Source organism: Petrimonas sp. (assembly GCF_963921705.1).
Lineage (GTDB): Bacteria > Bacteroidota > Bacteroidia > Bacteroidales > Dysgonomonadaceae > Petrimonas > Petrimonas sulfuriphila.
In genome coordinates this window covers 215,156-233,423 of record NZ_OY997410.1, presented here as the reverse complement: position 1 = coordinate 233,423, position 18,268 = coordinate 215,156, and the positions used below count along the sequence as shown (strand labels likewise).

Here is an 18,268-nt window from a genome sequence, read left to right as displayed (position 1 = left end):
GATATAGTCCTAAAAAAGCAAAAAATGATTGTGAGATAGGCAATAAATGCATATTTTTGCTCAATTTTCTGCAGGTAAATCATTAAAGGAAAAATGAAAAAAGCGCACATCCTATGGGCGGACGACGAAATTGACCTACTCAGACCTTATGTCCTTTTTTTGGAAGAAAAGGGGTACGGGGTGGATACCGTGAATAGCGGTCGTGATGCCATTGAGATGTGCCGGAGCTCGGTTTACGATATCATTTTCCTGGATGAACACATGCCCGGATTGACAGGCTTGGAGACACTCTCCGAGATTGCTGCTTCTCATCCGGAACTGCCGGTAGTGATGATCACGAAAAGTGAGGATGAAGGTATTATGGACAAGGCCATCGGCAAGAAAATTGCTGATTACCTGATAAAGCCGGTCAATCCCAATCAGATCCTGATGACCATCAAAAAAAAACTGGAGAAAAACGAAATAATCAGTGAAACAAACACTATTCATTACCGGGAGGAGTTTGGCCGGCTAAGCAGTGAAATGAATAATTGCCGTTCGGCAGAAGGTTGGACCGCATTGTATAAAAAACTTGTTTCCTGGGAGGTTGAATTAGCTCTTTTGCAACATCCGCTGCAGGAACTGCTGACCGTGCAAAAAACGGAAGCAAACGCCGGATTTGGAAAGTTCGTGAAACGAAATTACGAAAACTGGCTGTTGAATGCCGGATCAGGCCCATTGCTAAGTAATGAAGTTTTTCAACAACGGGTTTTTCCGGTGTTGGATAAGGGTGAAAAACTCTTTTTTATCCTGATCGATAACTTCCGGTTCGATCAATGGCTGGTGATCAAAGACCTGGTGTCGGATTATTTTACATATACCGAAGATACTTATTTCAGTATTTTGCCCACCGCAACCCAATACGCCCGTAATGCCATTTTTTCGGGGTTAATGCCGTTGCAGCTGTCGAAAAAGTTTGCCGGACTGTGGGTGGATGAAGTTGAGGACGAGGGTAAGAATTTGTCGGAAGAACTGCTGGTTCGTTCACAACTGGAAAGATTCAGGCGAAAGGAGCGGTTTTCATACAACAAGATCAATTCAAATACTGAAGGGGAAAGGCTTGTGCAAAATTTTACCGGACTGGAACACAACGAACTGAATGTGGTAGTTTTTAATTTTATAGATATGCTTTCTCATGCACGGACCGAATCGAAAATGATCCGTGAGTTGGCACCCGACGAGCCGGCCTACCGGTCGCTAACGCGTTCGTGGTTTCGCCATTCGCCTTTGTTTGGGTTGTTGAGAAAGATATCGGAAAAAAAATACCGGGTAATGCTTACCACTGATCACGGGACTATCCGTGTGCGTCATGCGCAAAAAGTGGAAGGTGAAAAAAATACCAATACCAGTTTGCGTTACAAAGTGGGTCGGAACCTGTCATACGATCCCAAAAAAGTGTTTAGCGTTACCCATCCCGAAAAAGTAGGCTTACCCTCACGAAACATCAGTACAAGGTATATTTTTGCTCTTGGCGACGATTTTTTCGTGTATCCGAATCAATTCAACCACTATGTTTCGTATTACGAAAATACGTTTCAACATGGTGGAATTTCCATGGAAGAGATGATTGTTCCGCTGGTAACGTTGCAAGCCAAGTAAATAAAAAATAAAAGGAAAAGAGTATGCAATTGAAAATAAGTGATATATCCGAGATACATAAGGCAGCTGGACAATTTATTGCCGGAATGGGGAACGATAAGGTTTTTGCTTTCTATGGAGCAATGGGTGCCGGTAAAACCACTTTTATCAAAGCCGTTTGTGAAGGATTGGGCGTGCAGGAAACGATTACCAGTCCCACATTCGCCATTATCAATGAGTACAGGGATAACGAAGGAAATTCCATTTATCATTTCGATTTTTACCGCATCCATAAACTGGAAGAAGCTTTCGATTTCGGTTACGAAGATTATTTTTACAGCGGAAATCTTTGTTTTATCGAATGGCCGGAATTGGTAGAGCCGCTTCTCCCCGGCAATACCGTAAAAGTTTATATTACCGGAACTGATGCCGGCACGCGGACAATCGAAACAAAAAAGCCCGATTAAACGAATGGAGATTTAAATGATCCAATAGTCAGTTCAGTAAAAAGAATTACCATATACATGAGAAAAATAGCTATATCCGTTTGTATGTTTCTGTCCGCACTTTTTGTCTCTTCGCAGGTGAATACCGACCGGGTGATGACAATTGGGAAGAACGCCCTTTACTTCGAAGACTATGTGTTGGCTATACAGTATTTCAATCAGGTGATTGGCGCCAAGCCTTACCTGGCTGACCCGTATTACTTCAGGGCTATGTCGAAATTTATGCTCGACGATTTTAAAGGTGCCGAAGAAGATGCGAACCTCTGTATCGAACGGAACCCCTATTATACGTCGGCTTATCAGCTGCGTGGGGCGGCAAGGCAGAACCAGGAGAAATACGAACTGGCGGCTACCGATTATCAGCGAAGCCTGGAGTTTTTTCCAGAAGACCGGCTTACGTTGGTGAACATGGCCATTGTGAACGTTGAATTGAAGCATTACGACGTGGCGGAAAAGTTTTTCGAAGTGCTGCTGCGCCGTTTTCCCGATTATGTTCCCGGATACCTTACCCGCGGACAGATGCACCTGGAGAGGAAAGACACGCTGAAAGCGCTGGCCGATTACGATAAGGCCATTGAGATTGATCCCTATACGGCACAGTCTTTTTCTGCACGCGGGCTGTTGCAATTTCAGATGAAGGATTACAACAAGGCGCTGGCCGACCTGGATGAGGCTATCCGGTTAGATCCTTTTTTTACCGGAAATTACATCAACCGGGGATTGGTAAAATATAACCTGAACGATCTGCGTGGGGCGATGGCCGATTACGACCGGGTGATCGAGATGGATGAGAATAACCTGATAGCACTGTTTAACCGGGGGCTGCTGCGTGCACAGGTTGCCGATAACAACCGGGCGATCAGGGATTTTGATAAAGTTATTGAAATTGAACCCGATAACACAATGGCGTACATCAACCGGGCTATGTTGCACGCAGAAATTGGAGACAATGCGAGTGCCATAGAGGATTTAAACGTCGTGCTCAACGACTATCCCGATTTTTTCACCGGATATTACATGCGAGCGGAAATGAAGCGCCAGTTGAACGACTTGCGCGGAGCGGAGCGCGACTACCTGGCTGCCCGGGATGAGGAGGCTAAGGCCAAAAAACGTGCCACAACGGATGCGGAGGACGGCAGGAAGCTGGCTTCAGAATCGAAAGATACCCGCGAAGAAACAGATAAGGATATTGATAAATTTAACCTGCTGGTGGTTGCCGACAAGGAAGCATCGCAAAAAAACCAAAGCAAATACCAGCGTGAATCGCGCGGGCGTGTGCAGGACCTGAACACAAAGGTGGCGCTGGAGCCTAAGTTTGTGCTGACCTATTACGATAAAGGGTTTGAAGTGAGCCGGCCGGTCTATTTCTCCGAATCAATGGAAAGAGCCAACGATCTGCTGAATCTTAATTGGAAGCTCAAGGCGGTAAACAACGAAGCTGCACTGAACGAGTTACAGGTGCAAACGCATTTCCGCTCTATCGATAATTTTTCGCGGCTGTTGGTGCAACAGCCAAACGATGCCAGGCTCTACTTTGGCCGAGGGATGGATTTCATGCTGGTTCAGGATTACGAAAATGCATTGAAAGATATCAACCGGGCTATTGAGCTGCAGCCCGATTTCCTGCAGCCCTACTTTGTACGTGCGGTCATTATGACCAAGCAACTTGAGCTTGACCCGTTGCTTCCCCCCGAGGCGCTTGCGCAGGAAGCTCCCGCGGGCGTAAACCCGGTCGACAGGCTGAAAGAGTTGCCTCAGATTGCCCGGCCGAAAGTGCCCGAAGTCTCCACGAAGTCGTTTCGGTACGATGCAATTTTAAAGGATTATGAAACGATCCTGCGACTTGATCCCAATTTTATTTTTGCCTACTACAACATGGCCGAAATATACAGCCTCGAAAAAGATTATCGTGCTGCGATAGACAGTTACACCAAAGCGTTAAAGATTGAACCGCAGTTTGCCGAAGCCTATTTCAACCGGGGGTTGTCACGGCTGTCGATCGGCGAAACTGCGGTCGGGTTGGACGATCTCCGCAAGGCTGGAGAGTTGGGTATCGTGGAATCGTACAGCATCATTAAACGGATGCAGTAAGCGCTATGGGATAAATTCCAGTTTAGCCTCTTGTCCTGCTTTCAACACTACCGATACATACCCGTTTTCGGCTGTTAATTCTTTTCCGTTCTGTTTTACCGTTGTCGCATAACCGGGAATTTTTACCTTGAATGTATTGTCGTTTAGCGCCTTAATGGTTGCAGACGACAATCGGTTGTCGCTCCAGCTTGCAGCCGCTTCGGCACCGCCACGGACACGTAGGCCTTTGAAACTTCCCGTTGGCCACTTGTCTGGCAGGGCAGGCAACAGTTGTATATAGCCGTCTTGACTTTGAATCAGCATTTCAGCAATTCCAGCAGTACCTCCCAGATTACCGTCGATCTGGAACGGCGGATGCGCGCAGAATAGGTTAGCGTACGTTCCAGACCCGCGGTGCATGTTTACTTCACTTCCGGAAGTGGGCTCCAGCAGGCTTTTAAGTAGCTTGAAAGCACGGTTCCCGTCGTACAAGCGTGCCCAGAAATTGATTTTCCATGCACGGGACCATCCGGTTCCGGCATCACCACGGCGTTCCAACGTTTCGCGAGCTGCTGCGGCCAGTTCGGGGGTAGTGTTAGGCGATATCTGATTCGACGGATACAATCCGTAGAGGTGTGAGACATGGCGGTGCTTGGGATCAACCTCCTTATAGTCCTCGAGCCACTCTTGCAAATAACCTTCGGGGCTGATCTGCATGGGAGGAAGTTTCGGCAGTGTTTCGCGGATATTGGTGGTTGTCTCGTCTTCGATACCGAGAATTGCTGCCGCCGACAACACGTTGGTAAACAGTTCGTTCACGATCTGAACGTCCATGGTCGGGCCCATGCATACAAAAATGCGATCGTCGCTCCCGGGCATGTAAAATGCATTCTCTGGCGATGATGACGGGGCGGTGACGAGCCATCCGTTCCTGGGTTCGGAAATCATGCTGCTGAGGAAGAACTGCGCTGCCCCGGCGAGCGTCGGGTAAACAGTGCGCAGGTATTCCTTATCCTGGGTAAAGGCATAATGCTCCCAAAGGTGTTCACAAAGCCACGCTCCTCCCGTGTTGGTCGCTCCCCATGAAGCATGTTCGCCGGGAGCCGTGAACTTCCACGGGTTGCTCATCATGTGAGCCAGCCAGCCGTTGGCCCCGTAAAACGTTTGGGCGGTAGCTTCTCCCGAAGGTACAATCGATTGGGTGAAATCGATCAGGGGTTTATGCAGTTCAGAAAGATTACATACTTCTACCGGCCAGTAGTTCATCTGTACATTGATATTCAGGTGGTAATCGCCGTTCCAGGGCGTCTGCACCTGGTTGGCCCACAAGCCCTGAAGGTTGAGGGGAAGCGAGTTCTCATCGGTTCCGCTGATCATCAGGTAACGGCCATACTGAAAATAGAGTGCGGCAAATGCGGGATCATCGTCTGTCTGGAAACCGGCAAGGCGCTCGTTGGTAGGTGTGGTGTTGTCTTGTTCGCCTAACCAGAGCTCTACACGGTCGAACTTTTCTTTGTAAGCTGCTATATGCGCCTGTTTCATTTTTCCGAACGAACGTTTTTTTGCTTGTTCAAGCAAGCTGTCTACCGTCGACGTGTACTCTTTGTCGAGCATGTCGGTGGAGGTGGAAATGAGGATGACTGCCTCATCGGCATCAGCGATAGCCAGGGTATTGGAGCCCGCGGTCAGTTCCCCGCCTTTGTTCACGATTTGTACCTTGGTAAGGTAGCGGACACCCTTGTTGGTATCGTATCCATCGTTGAGCTGTCCTTCCATGATAAGGGTATTCTCTTGCACCGAAAGGGTTGCCCGTTCAGGACGGCTCAGGCTTACTTCAAATGAGACTGACCCTTTCTTATCGGCAGCCACGCGGACAGCCAGCACATCGTCGGCGTGGGACGAGATATACTCGCGCGTATAGGTGGTTTCACCTTTGGTAAACACGGTGGATGCCACTGCATCGTTGAGCGAAAGTGTCCTCACGTAATTACCCGCATCTTCCGTTTGTGGGTAGGAGTAGTTTATGTGCAGGTCCCCCAGCATTTGAAAACAGCCGTAGGGCGCATCTTTGCTTTTTCCGCCGGAAGAACCGAGCCCGCCGCACTGGAAATGATCGTACATCATGCGTTGTGCTTCCCCGTTCTTTCCTGTAAGCAGTAACTCCCGGATTTTCGGCAGATAATTGAGTGCTTCGGGGTTCAGCGCTTCAGGGTCTTCGCTGCCCGACCACATAGTAATGTCGTTGAGCACGATAAGTTCTTTGTCAATACCGCCATCCGGCATCATACCGATACGTCCGTTGCCGAGAGGCAGGGTCTCTTCCCACGCCGCGGCAGGCGTGTTAAACCGCAGGGCGAGTTCTTGGGCCGTTTCAGCAGGTGCCGTACAGGAAAGCAATGCCGCAGCTGCAAGGAGGGAGAATAAAATTTTCATCGGATTGTTCATTTAAGTGGTGGATTATTTTACGGTGACTGCATCTTCTGCCGAGTGTTCTGTCCGTATATCTTTCTCCGCATCCCATCCGTTTTCGAAGCGGTTGTTTTCGATAAGAACGTTGCTGACCCGTTCAAAGAAGAACGGATGTTTGTTCCAGTGGAACGGTTCAAACTCGGTGTTGTAACTGACGGTGTTATTCCTAAAAACCAGCCCGTCTGTCGATTTGGCATAAACGAGTGGACGGTCGAACGTTTCGAATGTATTGTTTTCGATAACAATACCCGAGTGGAAAAACTGCTGTTGATCCTTGAGGTTGGGTATTTCGGGATAGATGGAAATGACGGCGTTTGTAAACTGGTAGGTTGCCGTAAGGGCGTTGATAAACCGGTTGTTTCTAATGATCACCTCCTTGCAGGCTCCGGTTTCGTACCAGCCGTTGCAGTCTCCGCAAAGCAAGATGGCCGTCCCGTGGGTATGGTCGAAAAGGTTGTTTTCGCAGATTACCCGTTTGGGTGTGCTGAAGAGTGCACCGCGTGCACGATTGTTGCGGATGATGTTGTCGGAAAACACTACTTCGGGAGTCCACGTCAGGTTTTCAATCCCGAATTTTCCGGTTTCGGAAATTTCCTGCGGAAGTGTGGCAGCAAAGGTTATTTCAAACTCTTTTGCTCCAAATTCGGTAGGTTTATCGACAGCTTTGATCGATGTAATCGTGTTGAAGTGACTGCCTACCCGTTCCATCTTTTCCGATTCCACAAACTGTACGCTGTCTCCCGTTTCACCCCACTTGAACCCCCATGCTTGTGGATGCATATATCTGGCCTGTAGTGTGGTGTCGTTTAATCGTATGGTGACTCTCAGGTAAGTCCCGTGTACATTTATGGCATCATCGGCCATTCCTTCATAGAGCCCGTTTTTCGAAACAATCACCCCTTTACACGCCGAAAAGTGGGTTGCATCTGCTTGTGTGGTGAAAAACCGGGAGTCATCTTCCCCTTTCAGGCAAACGGAGAACCGGTCTAAAGTGATATTTTCACTCATCTGTGCCAGCAGGCCCATCCCTTCGGCATAATGTACCTTAACATTCTCCAGTACGGTGTTGGTGCATTCGCTGATGAAGACGCCGGGTGTGGGACGTTTCCACGAACGCAGGACATAGCGTTCACCCGGCGTTGTTAACTTTATCTGCTCCCATCCCTTGATGCGTAAAACATCCGGCGAAGCTTCTGTAACCGACAGCGGGTTAAAATTTACGTCACGACGTATGTAGGTCAGGCGTTTGTCGGGCCGGAATGCCATTGAGCCCTGTGGGGTTACTTCGTAGCCTTCTCCGAGAAGGACAAGCTTTTCGGTATCGATGCGGTAATTTCCGCCGGGATAAATTTTGGCCAGCAGTTCATCTTTGCCGGGATCCACTTCAAGAATGTTGAGCTGACGTAAGGCAGGAAGTTCAAAGTCGACGGAGAAATTTTTCAAGGTAATGTTTTGCCCTTTCAGGATGGCAAAAGGGATCATGCGTCCGTGAAAAACAAACTCCGAACCTTGTCCGTCGATGGTTACATTCTGCAGGTTTTCGAGTGCGAACCCCACCTTTTTGGGATTATCCTGGTCGTGGTTCGAGATATAGTATTCGCGTGTGAAAGCACTGTCTGGATAAAAGTCGTACCGCCCTTTCGGAATTTTAACGGTAATGTGCACGGTATCTTTCCGCGCTTGCAGTTGTCCGATCAGTTTAACGGCCGCACCCGACGCGTCTTCTTTCGTATCGGGTTTCACACCGAATGTATATTCCGGTTGTTTTGTAGAGCATCCTGTGCAGATTATCAAGGAGATAAAGAGTAAATAGATGTTTTTTAGCATAATTATTATGACGGTTTGTAACTGAGTACACTGTATATTGTGACGGTTTATCAGAATTGATTTTTGAACGAAAGAGACTGAATGAAAGTTATTTCATAACAGTCTCTTTCAAAAGTTAGCAGAACAAAGATAGGTTTATTTACTGAAAGATTCAATAATTAACTTCCATGTTTTTTTTGTTGTCTTGTCGGCTGCAATTACTTCGTAGCTCATGTTGGGCTGACTGAAGTCTGCGGGTTTTCCCAGTGCAGGAGATGTCCCTATCGGAGCGATTGTTGCTGCTGTGGAAATTGTGCAAAAACCCACAATGTTGTTCAGAGACACGTTGTTCCGAACTGCTTCAGTGAATCCCTGAGAATCTGCCTGCGGGACTGTGATTTTACAAACAATTTCTTGTTTTTCCTTGTTTATCGCTAAATTTACGGTGAGGGGTTTCACCTTGAGTAAATCACTTGTTCCTTCTTTTTCCGACCAACGGTATTCAAATTTGAAATTTGTAATTTCAGCGTCTTTGTATACGGGCAACTCTTCGAGCCCTGTCGTCAGACACGAGGTGAAGAAAGGGAAGAGTATTAATAAGAATAAAAATCTATATGCTTTCATTTTTTTTGCTTTATGTATGTTCTTTATTCCCAACCGGGATTTTGAGTTAAGTTTGGATTCTCTACCGTTTCTGTTCTGGGAACGGGAAGCAAATATCTTTTCGATGTAAAACGACGTGCGTTGGCTCCTGCCACAACAGGTACAGTAATAATTTCAAAACTCTTGCCGTCTTCAGAAATTGAAATGGCTTTTGGCGTTGAATCCAATTCGGGGATTACATCCAATCCTTCTTCTTTTCCCCAACGCAGGAGTGACCAATATCGATCGTTCTCCTGAAGAAGATCTGCGCGACGTTCTATTTTGTAATATTTCCACGTGTCAGCCAAAGATGTGCTGGGACTTAGAGCCGGCAATCCACCGTGAGTCACCCTGGTTTTGTTGATGTAATCAATGGCGGTTGCTTTAGAGCCTTCACCATTCATCCGGAGTAGCAGTTCGGCGTAATTGAGGTATGAACGGCCTAACCTCAGCATTACATAGTGATAATTGGTTGGGACATTGTAATATAGCCATTTATCTTCGTAGATGTTTTTACGGAACAGGTACCCGCTTTTGGTCATGTGACGGTCTTGCTGTACGTTGGAAGCATAGTTTACATTACCCCCTAATCTTGTTGTAATGAGTGAGGTGAAATACATGGTGCTGTCGCATACAATGTTCGCATGAAACCTTTTATCCCGGTTGGTGTACAGCACATTAAAAACACTGCTTTTTCCGGGTTCAAACGATTGGTAGTAAGATGTCTCACTCCAAGGTTTAGCATTTCCGTCCGAGTCAATCACCAGATAGGCATCGGTGGCTTCCTGAGAAGGTGTTTTCTCTAACCAGCCTTCAAGCGGTTTGTCGAGCGGCCATTTTTCTAAAACACCCTCTTTTGCTTTGTCCCCCCCCATATTCGGAGTCAGATTTTGCATCCATGTGTTCATCATTTGGGTGTTGGTTTCAAGCCTGTAAGATGCTAAGATGATTTCGGGAGAATTCATGCCACCCGAGTAAGTATTGAACATGCTTTTATAATCATTGTCCAATGCATATGTACCCAATGCGAACAGGTCCTCGCTGGCTTTTTTACCTTGTTGATAATACCCTGCTTTGTCTGAGTTGTTTTCAAGATAAGCAGCACCTTGTAAACAAGCTTCCGCTTTTAATGCATAGGCAGCGCCTTTGCTTACTCTTCCTTTTGACACGTTGGAGGGAAGCAGGTTTGCAGCCTGGTCAAGATCTTTCAAAATGAAATCATACGTCTCTTTGATGGTTGCCGTGCGCGAAAGATTCAAATCATCCTGCGGAGTAAGCACTTTGTCAACAATCATTATTTTACCGAACTTACGTGCTGCGGTAAAGTTTGTTACGGCGCGCAGAAAATAGGCTTCACCCAACATAACGTTTTTATCGCTTTCGAGATAAGAAGAGTTGGTAACCCTTTCAATGATCATGTTGCATTTTCTTATGTCTTCGAATATGTTCCAGCCAAAACCTGTTTCGTTGGTGATGTTTTCCTGTACCATGTTGCTGGCAGCGCCCTGTGACGGGTTCAGAACCATGTTGTCAGACCATTCATCATCCTGAATCAACCTGTTGTTGATGGAGTATGCATCGTTTACAAATGAGCGTGCAGTAACGGCATCAGCCCATACCAAATCCCCGGAGAACTTATCCAGAGGTTTTGTGTCCAACGCATCCTGGCAAGAGCCAAGAAGTACGGCAGACGTTATAACAATAATTTGTAAAATATTTCTTAGTTTCATAATTCCTATGTTTTTAGAATGTAACATTTACTACAACAGAATAAGACTTTTGGGTAGGATAGGCATATCCTGTTTCAGCAGAAATTTCCGGGTCATAAAACTTGTTTACTTTAGAGAACGTAAGTACATTCGTTCCTGTTAAGGATACTTTCAGGGACGAAATTGACTTGCTATTTTTCAAAAAGTCTTTAAAGTCATACCCTACCTGTATTGTCTTAAGCCTTAAATAGGCTGCGTTGTGGTACCAGAAATCGGATGAAACCGTGTAGTTTTGACCGGCGTTCAGGTTCTGATAGGTCGATAAACGGGGGAAAAGGGCATCTTTGTTGTCCGGCCTCCATGAATCGAGTTGAAATGCATAGGTCAGGTACTCCGAATTCGTAGCTCTCATAAACTCGGACAACTGTTTATACCTAGTTCCTGTTCCCTGTAATAATCCAAACAGAAAGAAATTCTTGTACTCCAAATTAAAGTCGAACCCGTAAGAAAATGACGGGAAGGTGGGTTTTCCGATGCGCTGGAAGTCTTCACCGTCAATTTTTCCATCGCCGTTCAAATCCGCGAAAAACAGGTCTCCGGGTTTCAAGGCATTCGCGGTTTCGCGTCTTGGATTGTTGATGATCTCATCGATTGTCTGATACATCCCGTTTGTTTTGTAAGCACTACCGTAGTAGTTCTTCACATGTGTCACCCGTGAATTCGGATTCATTAAACTCGACAGGGATTCATCTTCTTTTTTCTCCCACAACTCATCATAGCTGGTGAGGTTGACTCCCAAGTCATACGTGAAATCCTGAATTTTGTCTTTCCAGCGGATGTTGGCTTCCAGCCCGGCTCTTCTGTGGGCGCTTTCACTTTTAACAAAAGGAAGACTTTTACCCAGCGGGGTTGTGTAGCGGTTCTGCGGTGCAATCAAGTATCCTTTTGTTCTGTAGTAATAATAATCAATAGATGCAAAAAGTCTGTCATCCAGGAAAGATAGGTCGGCGCCAACGTCAAACACCTGTCTCGTGTACCAGCTTAAGTCGTTGGATACGAGCGGCCCTTCCCGGAAGCCAGTGGTGAACTTTCCGTCAATGATTGTTGACTGTGCTTCCATGTCGTATACCGGCAGGTATCCGAACCTTACGCCGTCTTCCAGCCCTACAACACCATACGAAGCCCTGAACTTAAGGAAGTTTATCAAATTGTCTTCCCTGAGCTTATCCATGAATGATTCTTCCGAAACTACCCAGGCGAGTGCTCCTGAAGGGAAGAAACCGGTTCTCTTTCCCGAAGGAAAGTTGTCGGACTGGTCAACCCTGAAGTTTCCTTCAAACATATAACGTCTGTTCCAGTCGTATTTCACACGCCCAACATATCCCAAGCGCGCTCTCTCTTCAGCCGATCCTGAGTTTTTTTGAGTCGAAGCGTCCCCTGCAAACAGTTGGTCGAACTGGGATGACAGGTAACGTTCCCGTTGTGCCCAGAAGTTTTCACTGTAGGCCTTGAAGAAGCTGTATACACCCTGCAACTCAAAATTGTGCAAATCCACGGTTTTTTTGTACTGGACATTGACGTCAAACGAAGTGTCGGTTCCTCTTGAATTTGACATTCTGAGGTAGTTGCTCGTGTAAGGGACGGCTTGGCCATCGGGTTGATATTGAGGAGCTTTGGATTGAAATATTTTTTGGTTCCAATCTCCATAGCGTACATTACCCAACACGCCGAATCGTAATCCTTGTACAGTGGGAACATCCCAGTTGGCGTAAATTTGTGTGTTGAGGTATTTGTCATTTTCATTATTGTATCCGGCACGTTTGTCCAGGATTACCAGGGGGTGTATGGAAATTGACGTGTAGGTCCCGTCGGGATTGAACGCCGCATAGTTTGGCTTCACGTTTTGCAACTGCGACCACACACTGTAATCCCCCCAAACGGTCGGATTTCTTCTTTCTAATGCAGCATCAATATTAACGCCTACCTCCAGGCCAATTTCTTTGAAGGTAGTGGAGACATTACTGCGAAGGTTTAACCGGTCGTACTTGTTGTTGTGAGATTCTTTAAAAAGCGAGTTTTGTTTCAGGTAACCGATGGCAGTGTAAAAATTGATACCGTTGGAGCTGACTCCCGATAAGGAAAGGTTGTGCCTATTGCCAAATGCATATTTGTTCAAAGCCAATCCCATCCAATCCGTATTTGCTGTAATGCTTCCGTAAGGATCGGAGTTTTCCCGAATCTTCTTTATGTCTTCTTCAGTATAAGGCAGCGAAGTTCTTCCGTCGTACTCTGCAGCTTGGTTTACGGCTAACACATAATCCAGTGAGTTCAATTTTTCGGGAAGAACAACGGGTCTGCTGAAATCAAATCCACCGCTATACTGAATGGAAATTTTTTCTTGTTTTCCTCTTTTGGTCTGAACAAGCACAATCCCATCGCCAGCCCTTGACCCGTAAACGGCAGTTGCACTTGCGTCTTTCAAAATACTCAATTTTTCAATGTCCGATGAGTTGAGTGAGTTAAAGTCATTTTCGCTTCTAATAACGCCATCAATAACGTATAAAGGTGTTTTACCTCCGCGAATGGATAAACGCGGCTTAGAGCCGGGTGCGCCACCGCCCGCCTCAATTACCAACCCGGGGGTACGTCCCTGTAGGGCTGATGCAGTGTTCGTAAAGGGCAGATCTTCTATCTTATCTGTTTTTAACGAAGTTACGGCACCAACAGCCATACGGGTTGACGTTGTTCCGTATCCCACCACTACTACCTCATCCAGAAGTTCGGTGTCGGAGACCATTAAGACATTTATAGTCGAACGTCCATTCACCGCTACGGTTTGCGGTTTCATGCCTACGTAACTGAACACCAGTTTCCCGTTTGAAGGTACGTTATTCAGAACGTAGTTCCCGTCAATATCGGTAGTGGTACCGGTGGTAGCATTACCTTCCACGATAATAGTCGCTCCAATCACTTCAAGCCCGGCATCGTCTTTCACGTTGCCGTTAACTGTAATGGTTTGAGCAAACATTCCCAAGGATATTGTCCACAGCATGGCAAACAACAGGCCTTTCCATTTAGTAATTGAATGTCTTTTTTTCATTCTGTTCTCATTTTAAAAATTAATACACATTTCATTAGTCTCATTTGGTTGATTCGATATCATTTAAGCAATCTGGTCGTTGTACATAGTATTTCCTGTCAGACAGTAAAGCGGATACATGTTAGTTGTATGTGTGCAATAGTTCAAAAAATAGCAACCTTACCCTATACGTGCAAGACTGTGAATCAAATCGTAATAGAATTTTTAATCAGAAAAATTTTGGGTGTCATCCTGAACTGTACTGTGATGATGCAAAGGTAAATTGTTTTTTTGATATATTAGCAAAAATAAATATGTTTTACAGCATAAATAATGCTGAATTTAATATATAACCCCTGTTTTAATTAAATATACGTCGTCAATGAATTTTTAAGTTAAAAATATTTACTAAATATCGGCTAATTCTTCACGGTCAATTACTTCCCTACTTTTCAAACACATTCTGTTCCTATTGAATTCCGTTAACGCGGCGAAAAATAATTTGCTTTCCGTTGTTGATTGATTTTTTAAAAAGAACGTTTTCAAATTATAAAAAAATGAAATGCTTTACCGGTGTCTTTTCCCAAAACAGTAAAATATTCTTAACTTTACAAAAACAGATCTTTTAACACAAATGACACACTATTTTTTTACCGTGATGCCCCTGTTCGTTGTTTTCTTTTGGTTGATTCTCTTTTTGCTGGATTTCCGAAGAAACGATACTGCAAAGCGATTTCTCACACTCTTTTTAGGAGTCGCTTTGGTAAATTATCTTGCACACTGGTTTTATTTCAACCACAATTACCCGGTTTATCGGTTGCTCGACAGCGTATGGGTCTTTACTTCCCTAGCGGTTTATCCGTTGTATTACTACTATATTCGTCTGTTGACCGAGGATTTGAAGCTTGACTGGAAGTGGGGATGGATATTGATCCCTGCAATTCTGCTCTCCTCCTTTTCCACTGTACTCTACCTGCTGATGAGTCCGGCTGAGCTTGATGTGTTCACACATGAGGTACTGTATCATAACCGGGAGTACCGGGTCGGTTACCCGTTGCTTGTCCGTCTTCAAGCAATGAGGCTCGTTCTATTCAAGGTGATCTTTGCCATGGAAGTTTTGCTGACCCTCTATTTCGGGCTTCGCCTGATCAGGGGGTTCAACCAGAAGGTACACGCTTTCTATTCAAACGTGGAAAACAGGGAGATCTCCAGTGTCAGGACGTTGTTGTTTTTTCTGGTTTTGACTGCCCTGATTTCTTTGCTATCCAATGTGGTGGGGAAACATTTTTTTTCAGATCATCCCTCGCTTCTGGCCCTTCCCTCCCTTGCTCACTCGATGGCCCTTTTCGGTATCAGCTGTGTGGGTTACCGGCAACATTTTTCTATCCGTGACCTGTGTCAGGATCAGCAGGATGGGGAGTGCTGTTGTGGCGTTGGGTCGGAGAGTGAGGCAATGACCGGGATGGAGTATGACCTGCTCTTCTCGAAACTGGAAACCCTTTTCGAAGAGGATCAGATCTTTAAAAACCCCGAGCTACGGTTGAACGATGTGGCTCAGGAGTTGGGAACCAACCGCACTTACCTGTCCAGGTTGATCCGCCACAGGCGGGACATGACCTTTTGCGATTTTGTGAACGATTACCGCGTTCGCTACGCCGAGGTTGTACTCTCTTCACCGGAGCAGTTCCGCCTGACTATCGATGAGGTTGCTTTCAACTCCGGTTTTTCCGGGAGCAGCTCGTTCTACCGCGCTTTTGTCAAGAAGAACGGAATCCCACCCGGCAAATTCAGGAAACAGGTTTAGGGGTGCAAAAGCAACATTAATCGGCCGGGAGCTTATTTCCCCGAAAGGTGAAATACCTGAGTCCATAGTAGTCCGTGCTGTTTACCGCCATGTCCCCAAAAAGTCCACTGCCAACAGTTCCTATAGCCGGCAGGATGCCGTAATAACCACCCGGCTCGGGCGTGAAGGGAAAGGTATGTTCAAATAGCTCGAAATCATCGTACACAACCCTGTTGTCCTCCCGCCGCGACATGCCCGATCCAATGTAACTTCGTCCGAAATCAACCTCCATGATCCTTTCTGTGGGTTTGAAGCCATACGGCATCCCGTCTTCAAAATAGTCGTATGGTACACCGCTGTATAGGATGGCCCCGATCTGCACCGGCTGCAACAGGTGGCGCATCACCTTGAACTTGCAATGAACCTGTGTGCTGTCGGCCGACAAGTTGACATCACTGGCATGGGGATCGCACAGGGGAGAGAAGTACCGCTCCCAGATGGGATCTCCTTCCAGCGTCAGCTCATCGGTCTCGTAATTGAAGACACCTCCCAGCGTGGTGAGCGATCCCTTGATCTTGCTCTCGGTGTTAAGTGACATCTTCTGGGTCTGTTCAAAGACGTCCCAGTAGTATCCCATCTTCATGCGTGCATCGGCACTGCAAAGTGCTTCCATCACGCCCCATACCTTGATGCCCGCATCTACCCTTACGCCTGCTGTGGTGTGCACGCTGCTCGACAGTTCTCCACCCGTGAAGGAGAGGCCATTCTCGCTGAACTTGGACGCCCGGGTGGTGCTGCGGGTTCTGAATCCCTCGTTGCTGTTGTAGGAGAATCCGAGATCCATCGCGGCACTGTAGCTCATACCTGCCCTGATCTCTACTTCTCCCCCCACACCGGCAACACCGTAAAAATGGATCACCGGTACAATGGTGAGCGGCGGCACGGGGATGGGGGCGAAATAGGCGGTTAGCAGGTGGAACGATTTGTCCACTGCATCGGCTTCCACCTGAACGGTCATATCGGCCGAAAGCTGGATGTCGGGCGATATGCTGGCATGGAAATAGTGCAGTTTCTTGTCGAAGATGCCTACCAGCAGCCGCATGCTGAGATCCATGCTGGCCGAAACCTCAATTTCGGAGTTGTCGCCAGGCTCCAGCGTAAAGCTCATGTTGCCGGAGGAATAGTTGTAGTTTTTTCTTCCACTGGCCCGTGTTGCAGGCATAGAAAGTTCAATTTGTGAACCGTTCCGGGTGAAGCTCACCGCTTCCCCGTCGGGCGTCTCCACCCGGCTGAGATAGGCCCCTAGTTCCAACTCAACACCACCCTCTCCATTGAGGGAGCCATCCTCGTTCCAGATCGGTTCTCCCAGCGAGAGCTCCTCAAATACCTCGGTGATATCGTTCACCGGTTCAGCCACCACGGCGATGTATTCGCTTTCCGGGTTGCCCACCGAGACGATTCTGCCGATATATCCTTCCGGGAACAATTTGGAGGGAGTATTGAAAAGCAATATCTCACCCATCCTGGGCTCAAATTCTTTTTTCACAGTCATAAAGAGGGTATGGGTCTCGAACTTCACCTCACCAACCCACTTGTCGTAGCTCGCCACCCGGGCATCTACGATATATTCCATTCTTTCCGCATCGACCAGGGTAGCATCCTCCTGCAGTTTGTATTCCGCCTCGTCCGATGCGGTGACTGTCTCGCCCACCGGGTAGACCCTGCTGCGTTCAATCTTTTTTCCAGATGTCGTACCGATCGTCTTTATCACTTCCCTGCCGTCATCCATCACGAATTTCACCTCAAACCCTTTGGTATAATCGCGGGGAGGGATAAAGAGATAGAAATGGTGTAGGGTGCCATCGAGCTCTAGCCCTTCACCACAGTCTACGGTAAGGATGAGTGCCGGGCCGCTGCCGCTCTCCGGGAAGCGTGCTTCCGGGAGATCCTCGTTCCAGGCCACCGTGAAAGAACCACTAACCGGTCTCCCCGAGAGATCCCGGAAATGTACCTTGCGCAGACGGTCACCCTCAGTACCGCTGTAACCCACCTTGAGCAGCGCAAAGAGGTTGCGGAAGCCGATGCCCGACGCACTGCCCTTGCCGGCCATGAAGTTGGCCGGCCCGTAGGGTTGCGACACCCGCTCCTTGAGGGTATAAGGCTGTATGGCCGGGAAGGTGAGCGTCAACTCGCTGTTGTTGCCAATAGAAGTTCCCTCCCGATAGGGGTAATAGGCCGTCACCTCGCCCGTGGGCATGCTGTCTTCCGTCCTGAACCGGGCTTTTTTACCGTTTTCCAGGATGTCATCCACACCGGCAGTGAAGAGCAGGTTGCTTCCCCCTCTCTTGCCGAAGACGCCGATCCGGTCGTTCACCTCCCAACGGACCTCTGCCTTGATGCCGGGTTGATCAATCACTGCGGTTCGGGTCGTTTCTTCACCGTCAATGATGGTAGCTGTCAATACTCTGTCGCCGGGAGCTGCTCCCTGTTCAAAAGGCTCGTTGGTACATCCCAGTAGTGCGAGGCCAATCACCAGCAGGGATGATTTTATCAGGTTGTTTGTTTTATCTGTTCTCTTCATGATGCG

General features: G+C 47.3%; 10 protein-coding genes. 4 read left to right on the top strand and 6 right to left on the bottom strand.

Annotated elements, in window-relative coordinates; all coding sequences use genetic code 11:
- Positions 1 to 93: 93 nt before the first annotated feature.
- From AACM02_RS00935 to AACM02_RS00925, 3 genes are read left to right on the top strand one after another with little or no spacing between them, the layout of a single operon-like run.
- A complete protein-coding gene (locus AACM02_RS00935; RefSeq protein WP_339115803.1) occupies positions 94 to 1,638 on the top strand; it encodes a PglZ domain-containing protein in 1,545 nt (514 codons plus the stop codon).
- A 23-nt stretch (positions 1,639 to 1,661) separates the two neighbouring features.
- Positions 1,662 to 2,084, top strand: coding sequence for a tRNA (adenosine(37)-N6)-threonylcarbamoyltransferase complex ATPase subunit type 1 TsaE (gene tsaE, locus AACM02_RS00930; RefSeq protein WP_339115802.1), 423 nt, complete (start codon positions 1,662 to 1,664; stop codon positions 2,082 to 2,084).
- Positions 2,085 to 2,141: 57 nt separating this feature from the next.
- Positions 2,142 to 4,214, top strand: coding sequence for a tetratricopeptide repeat protein (locus AACM02_RS00925; protein ID WP_339115801.1), 2,073 nt, complete (start codon positions 2,142 to 2,144; stop codon positions 4,212 to 4,214).
- Positions 4,215 to 4,217: 3 nt separating this feature from the next.
- Here the strand turns inward: AACM02_RS00925 and AACM02_RS00920 are convergent, their stop codons facing one another.
- The 5 genes from AACM02_RS00920 to AACM02_RS00900 form a co-directional block, all read right to left on the bottom strand.
- On the bottom strand, positions 4,218 to 6,626 hold the full coding sequence (locus tag AACM02_RS00920) for a glycoside hydrolase family 95 protein (RefSeq protein WP_339115800.1): 2,409 nt from the start codon (positions 6,624 to 6,626) through the stop codon (positions 4,218 to 4,220).
- Between the two features lie 24 nt (positions 6,627 to 6,650).
- Positions 6,651 to 8,489 carry a right-handed parallel beta-helix repeat-containing protein gene (locus tag AACM02_RS00915; RefSeq protein WP_339115799.1) on the bottom strand — a complete coding sequence of 613 codons (1,839 nt, stop codon included), beginning with the start codon at positions 8,487 to 8,489 and terminating at the stop codon, positions 6,651 to 6,653.
- A gap of 135 nt (positions 8,490 to 8,624) precedes the next feature.
- A complete protein-coding gene (locus AACM02_RS00910) occupies positions 8,625 to 9,092 on the bottom strand; it encodes a DUF5018-related domain-containing protein (RefSeq protein ID WP_339115798.1) in 468 nt (155 codons plus the stop codon).
- Positions 9,093 to 9,115: 23 nt separating this feature from the next.
- The gene (locus tag AACM02_RS00905; protein ID WP_339115797.1) at positions 9,116 to 10,840 is read right to left on the bottom strand and encodes a RagB/SusD family nutrient uptake outer membrane protein; all 1,725 of its coding nucleotides are present in this window, start codon (positions 10,838 to 10,840) and stop codon (positions 9,116 to 9,118) included.
- Positions 10,841 to 10,853: 13 nt separating this feature from the next.
- Entirely contained in the window at positions 10,854 to 13,919 is a 3,066-nt protein-coding gene (locus tag AACM02_RS00900; protein WP_339115796.1) for a TonB-dependent receptor, read from the bottom strand.
- Between the two features lie 613 nt (positions 13,920 to 14,532).
- Here AACM02_RS00900 and AACM02_RS00895 point away from each other — a divergent pair.
- On the top strand, positions 14,533 to 15,702 hold the full coding sequence (locus AACM02_RS00895; RefSeq protein WP_339115795.1) for an AraC family transcriptional regulator: 1,170 nt from the start codon (positions 14,533 to 14,535) through the stop codon (positions 15,700 to 15,702).
- A 16-nt stretch (positions 15,703 to 15,718) separates the two neighbouring features.
- Here the strand turns inward: AACM02_RS00895 and AACM02_RS00890 are convergent, their stop codons facing one another.
- Entirely contained in the window at positions 15,719 to 18,262 is a 2,544-nt protein-coding gene (locus tag AACM02_RS00890) for a fimbrillin family protein (protein ID WP_339115794.1), read from the bottom strand.
- Positions 18,263 to 18,268: the final 6 nt, after the last annotated feature.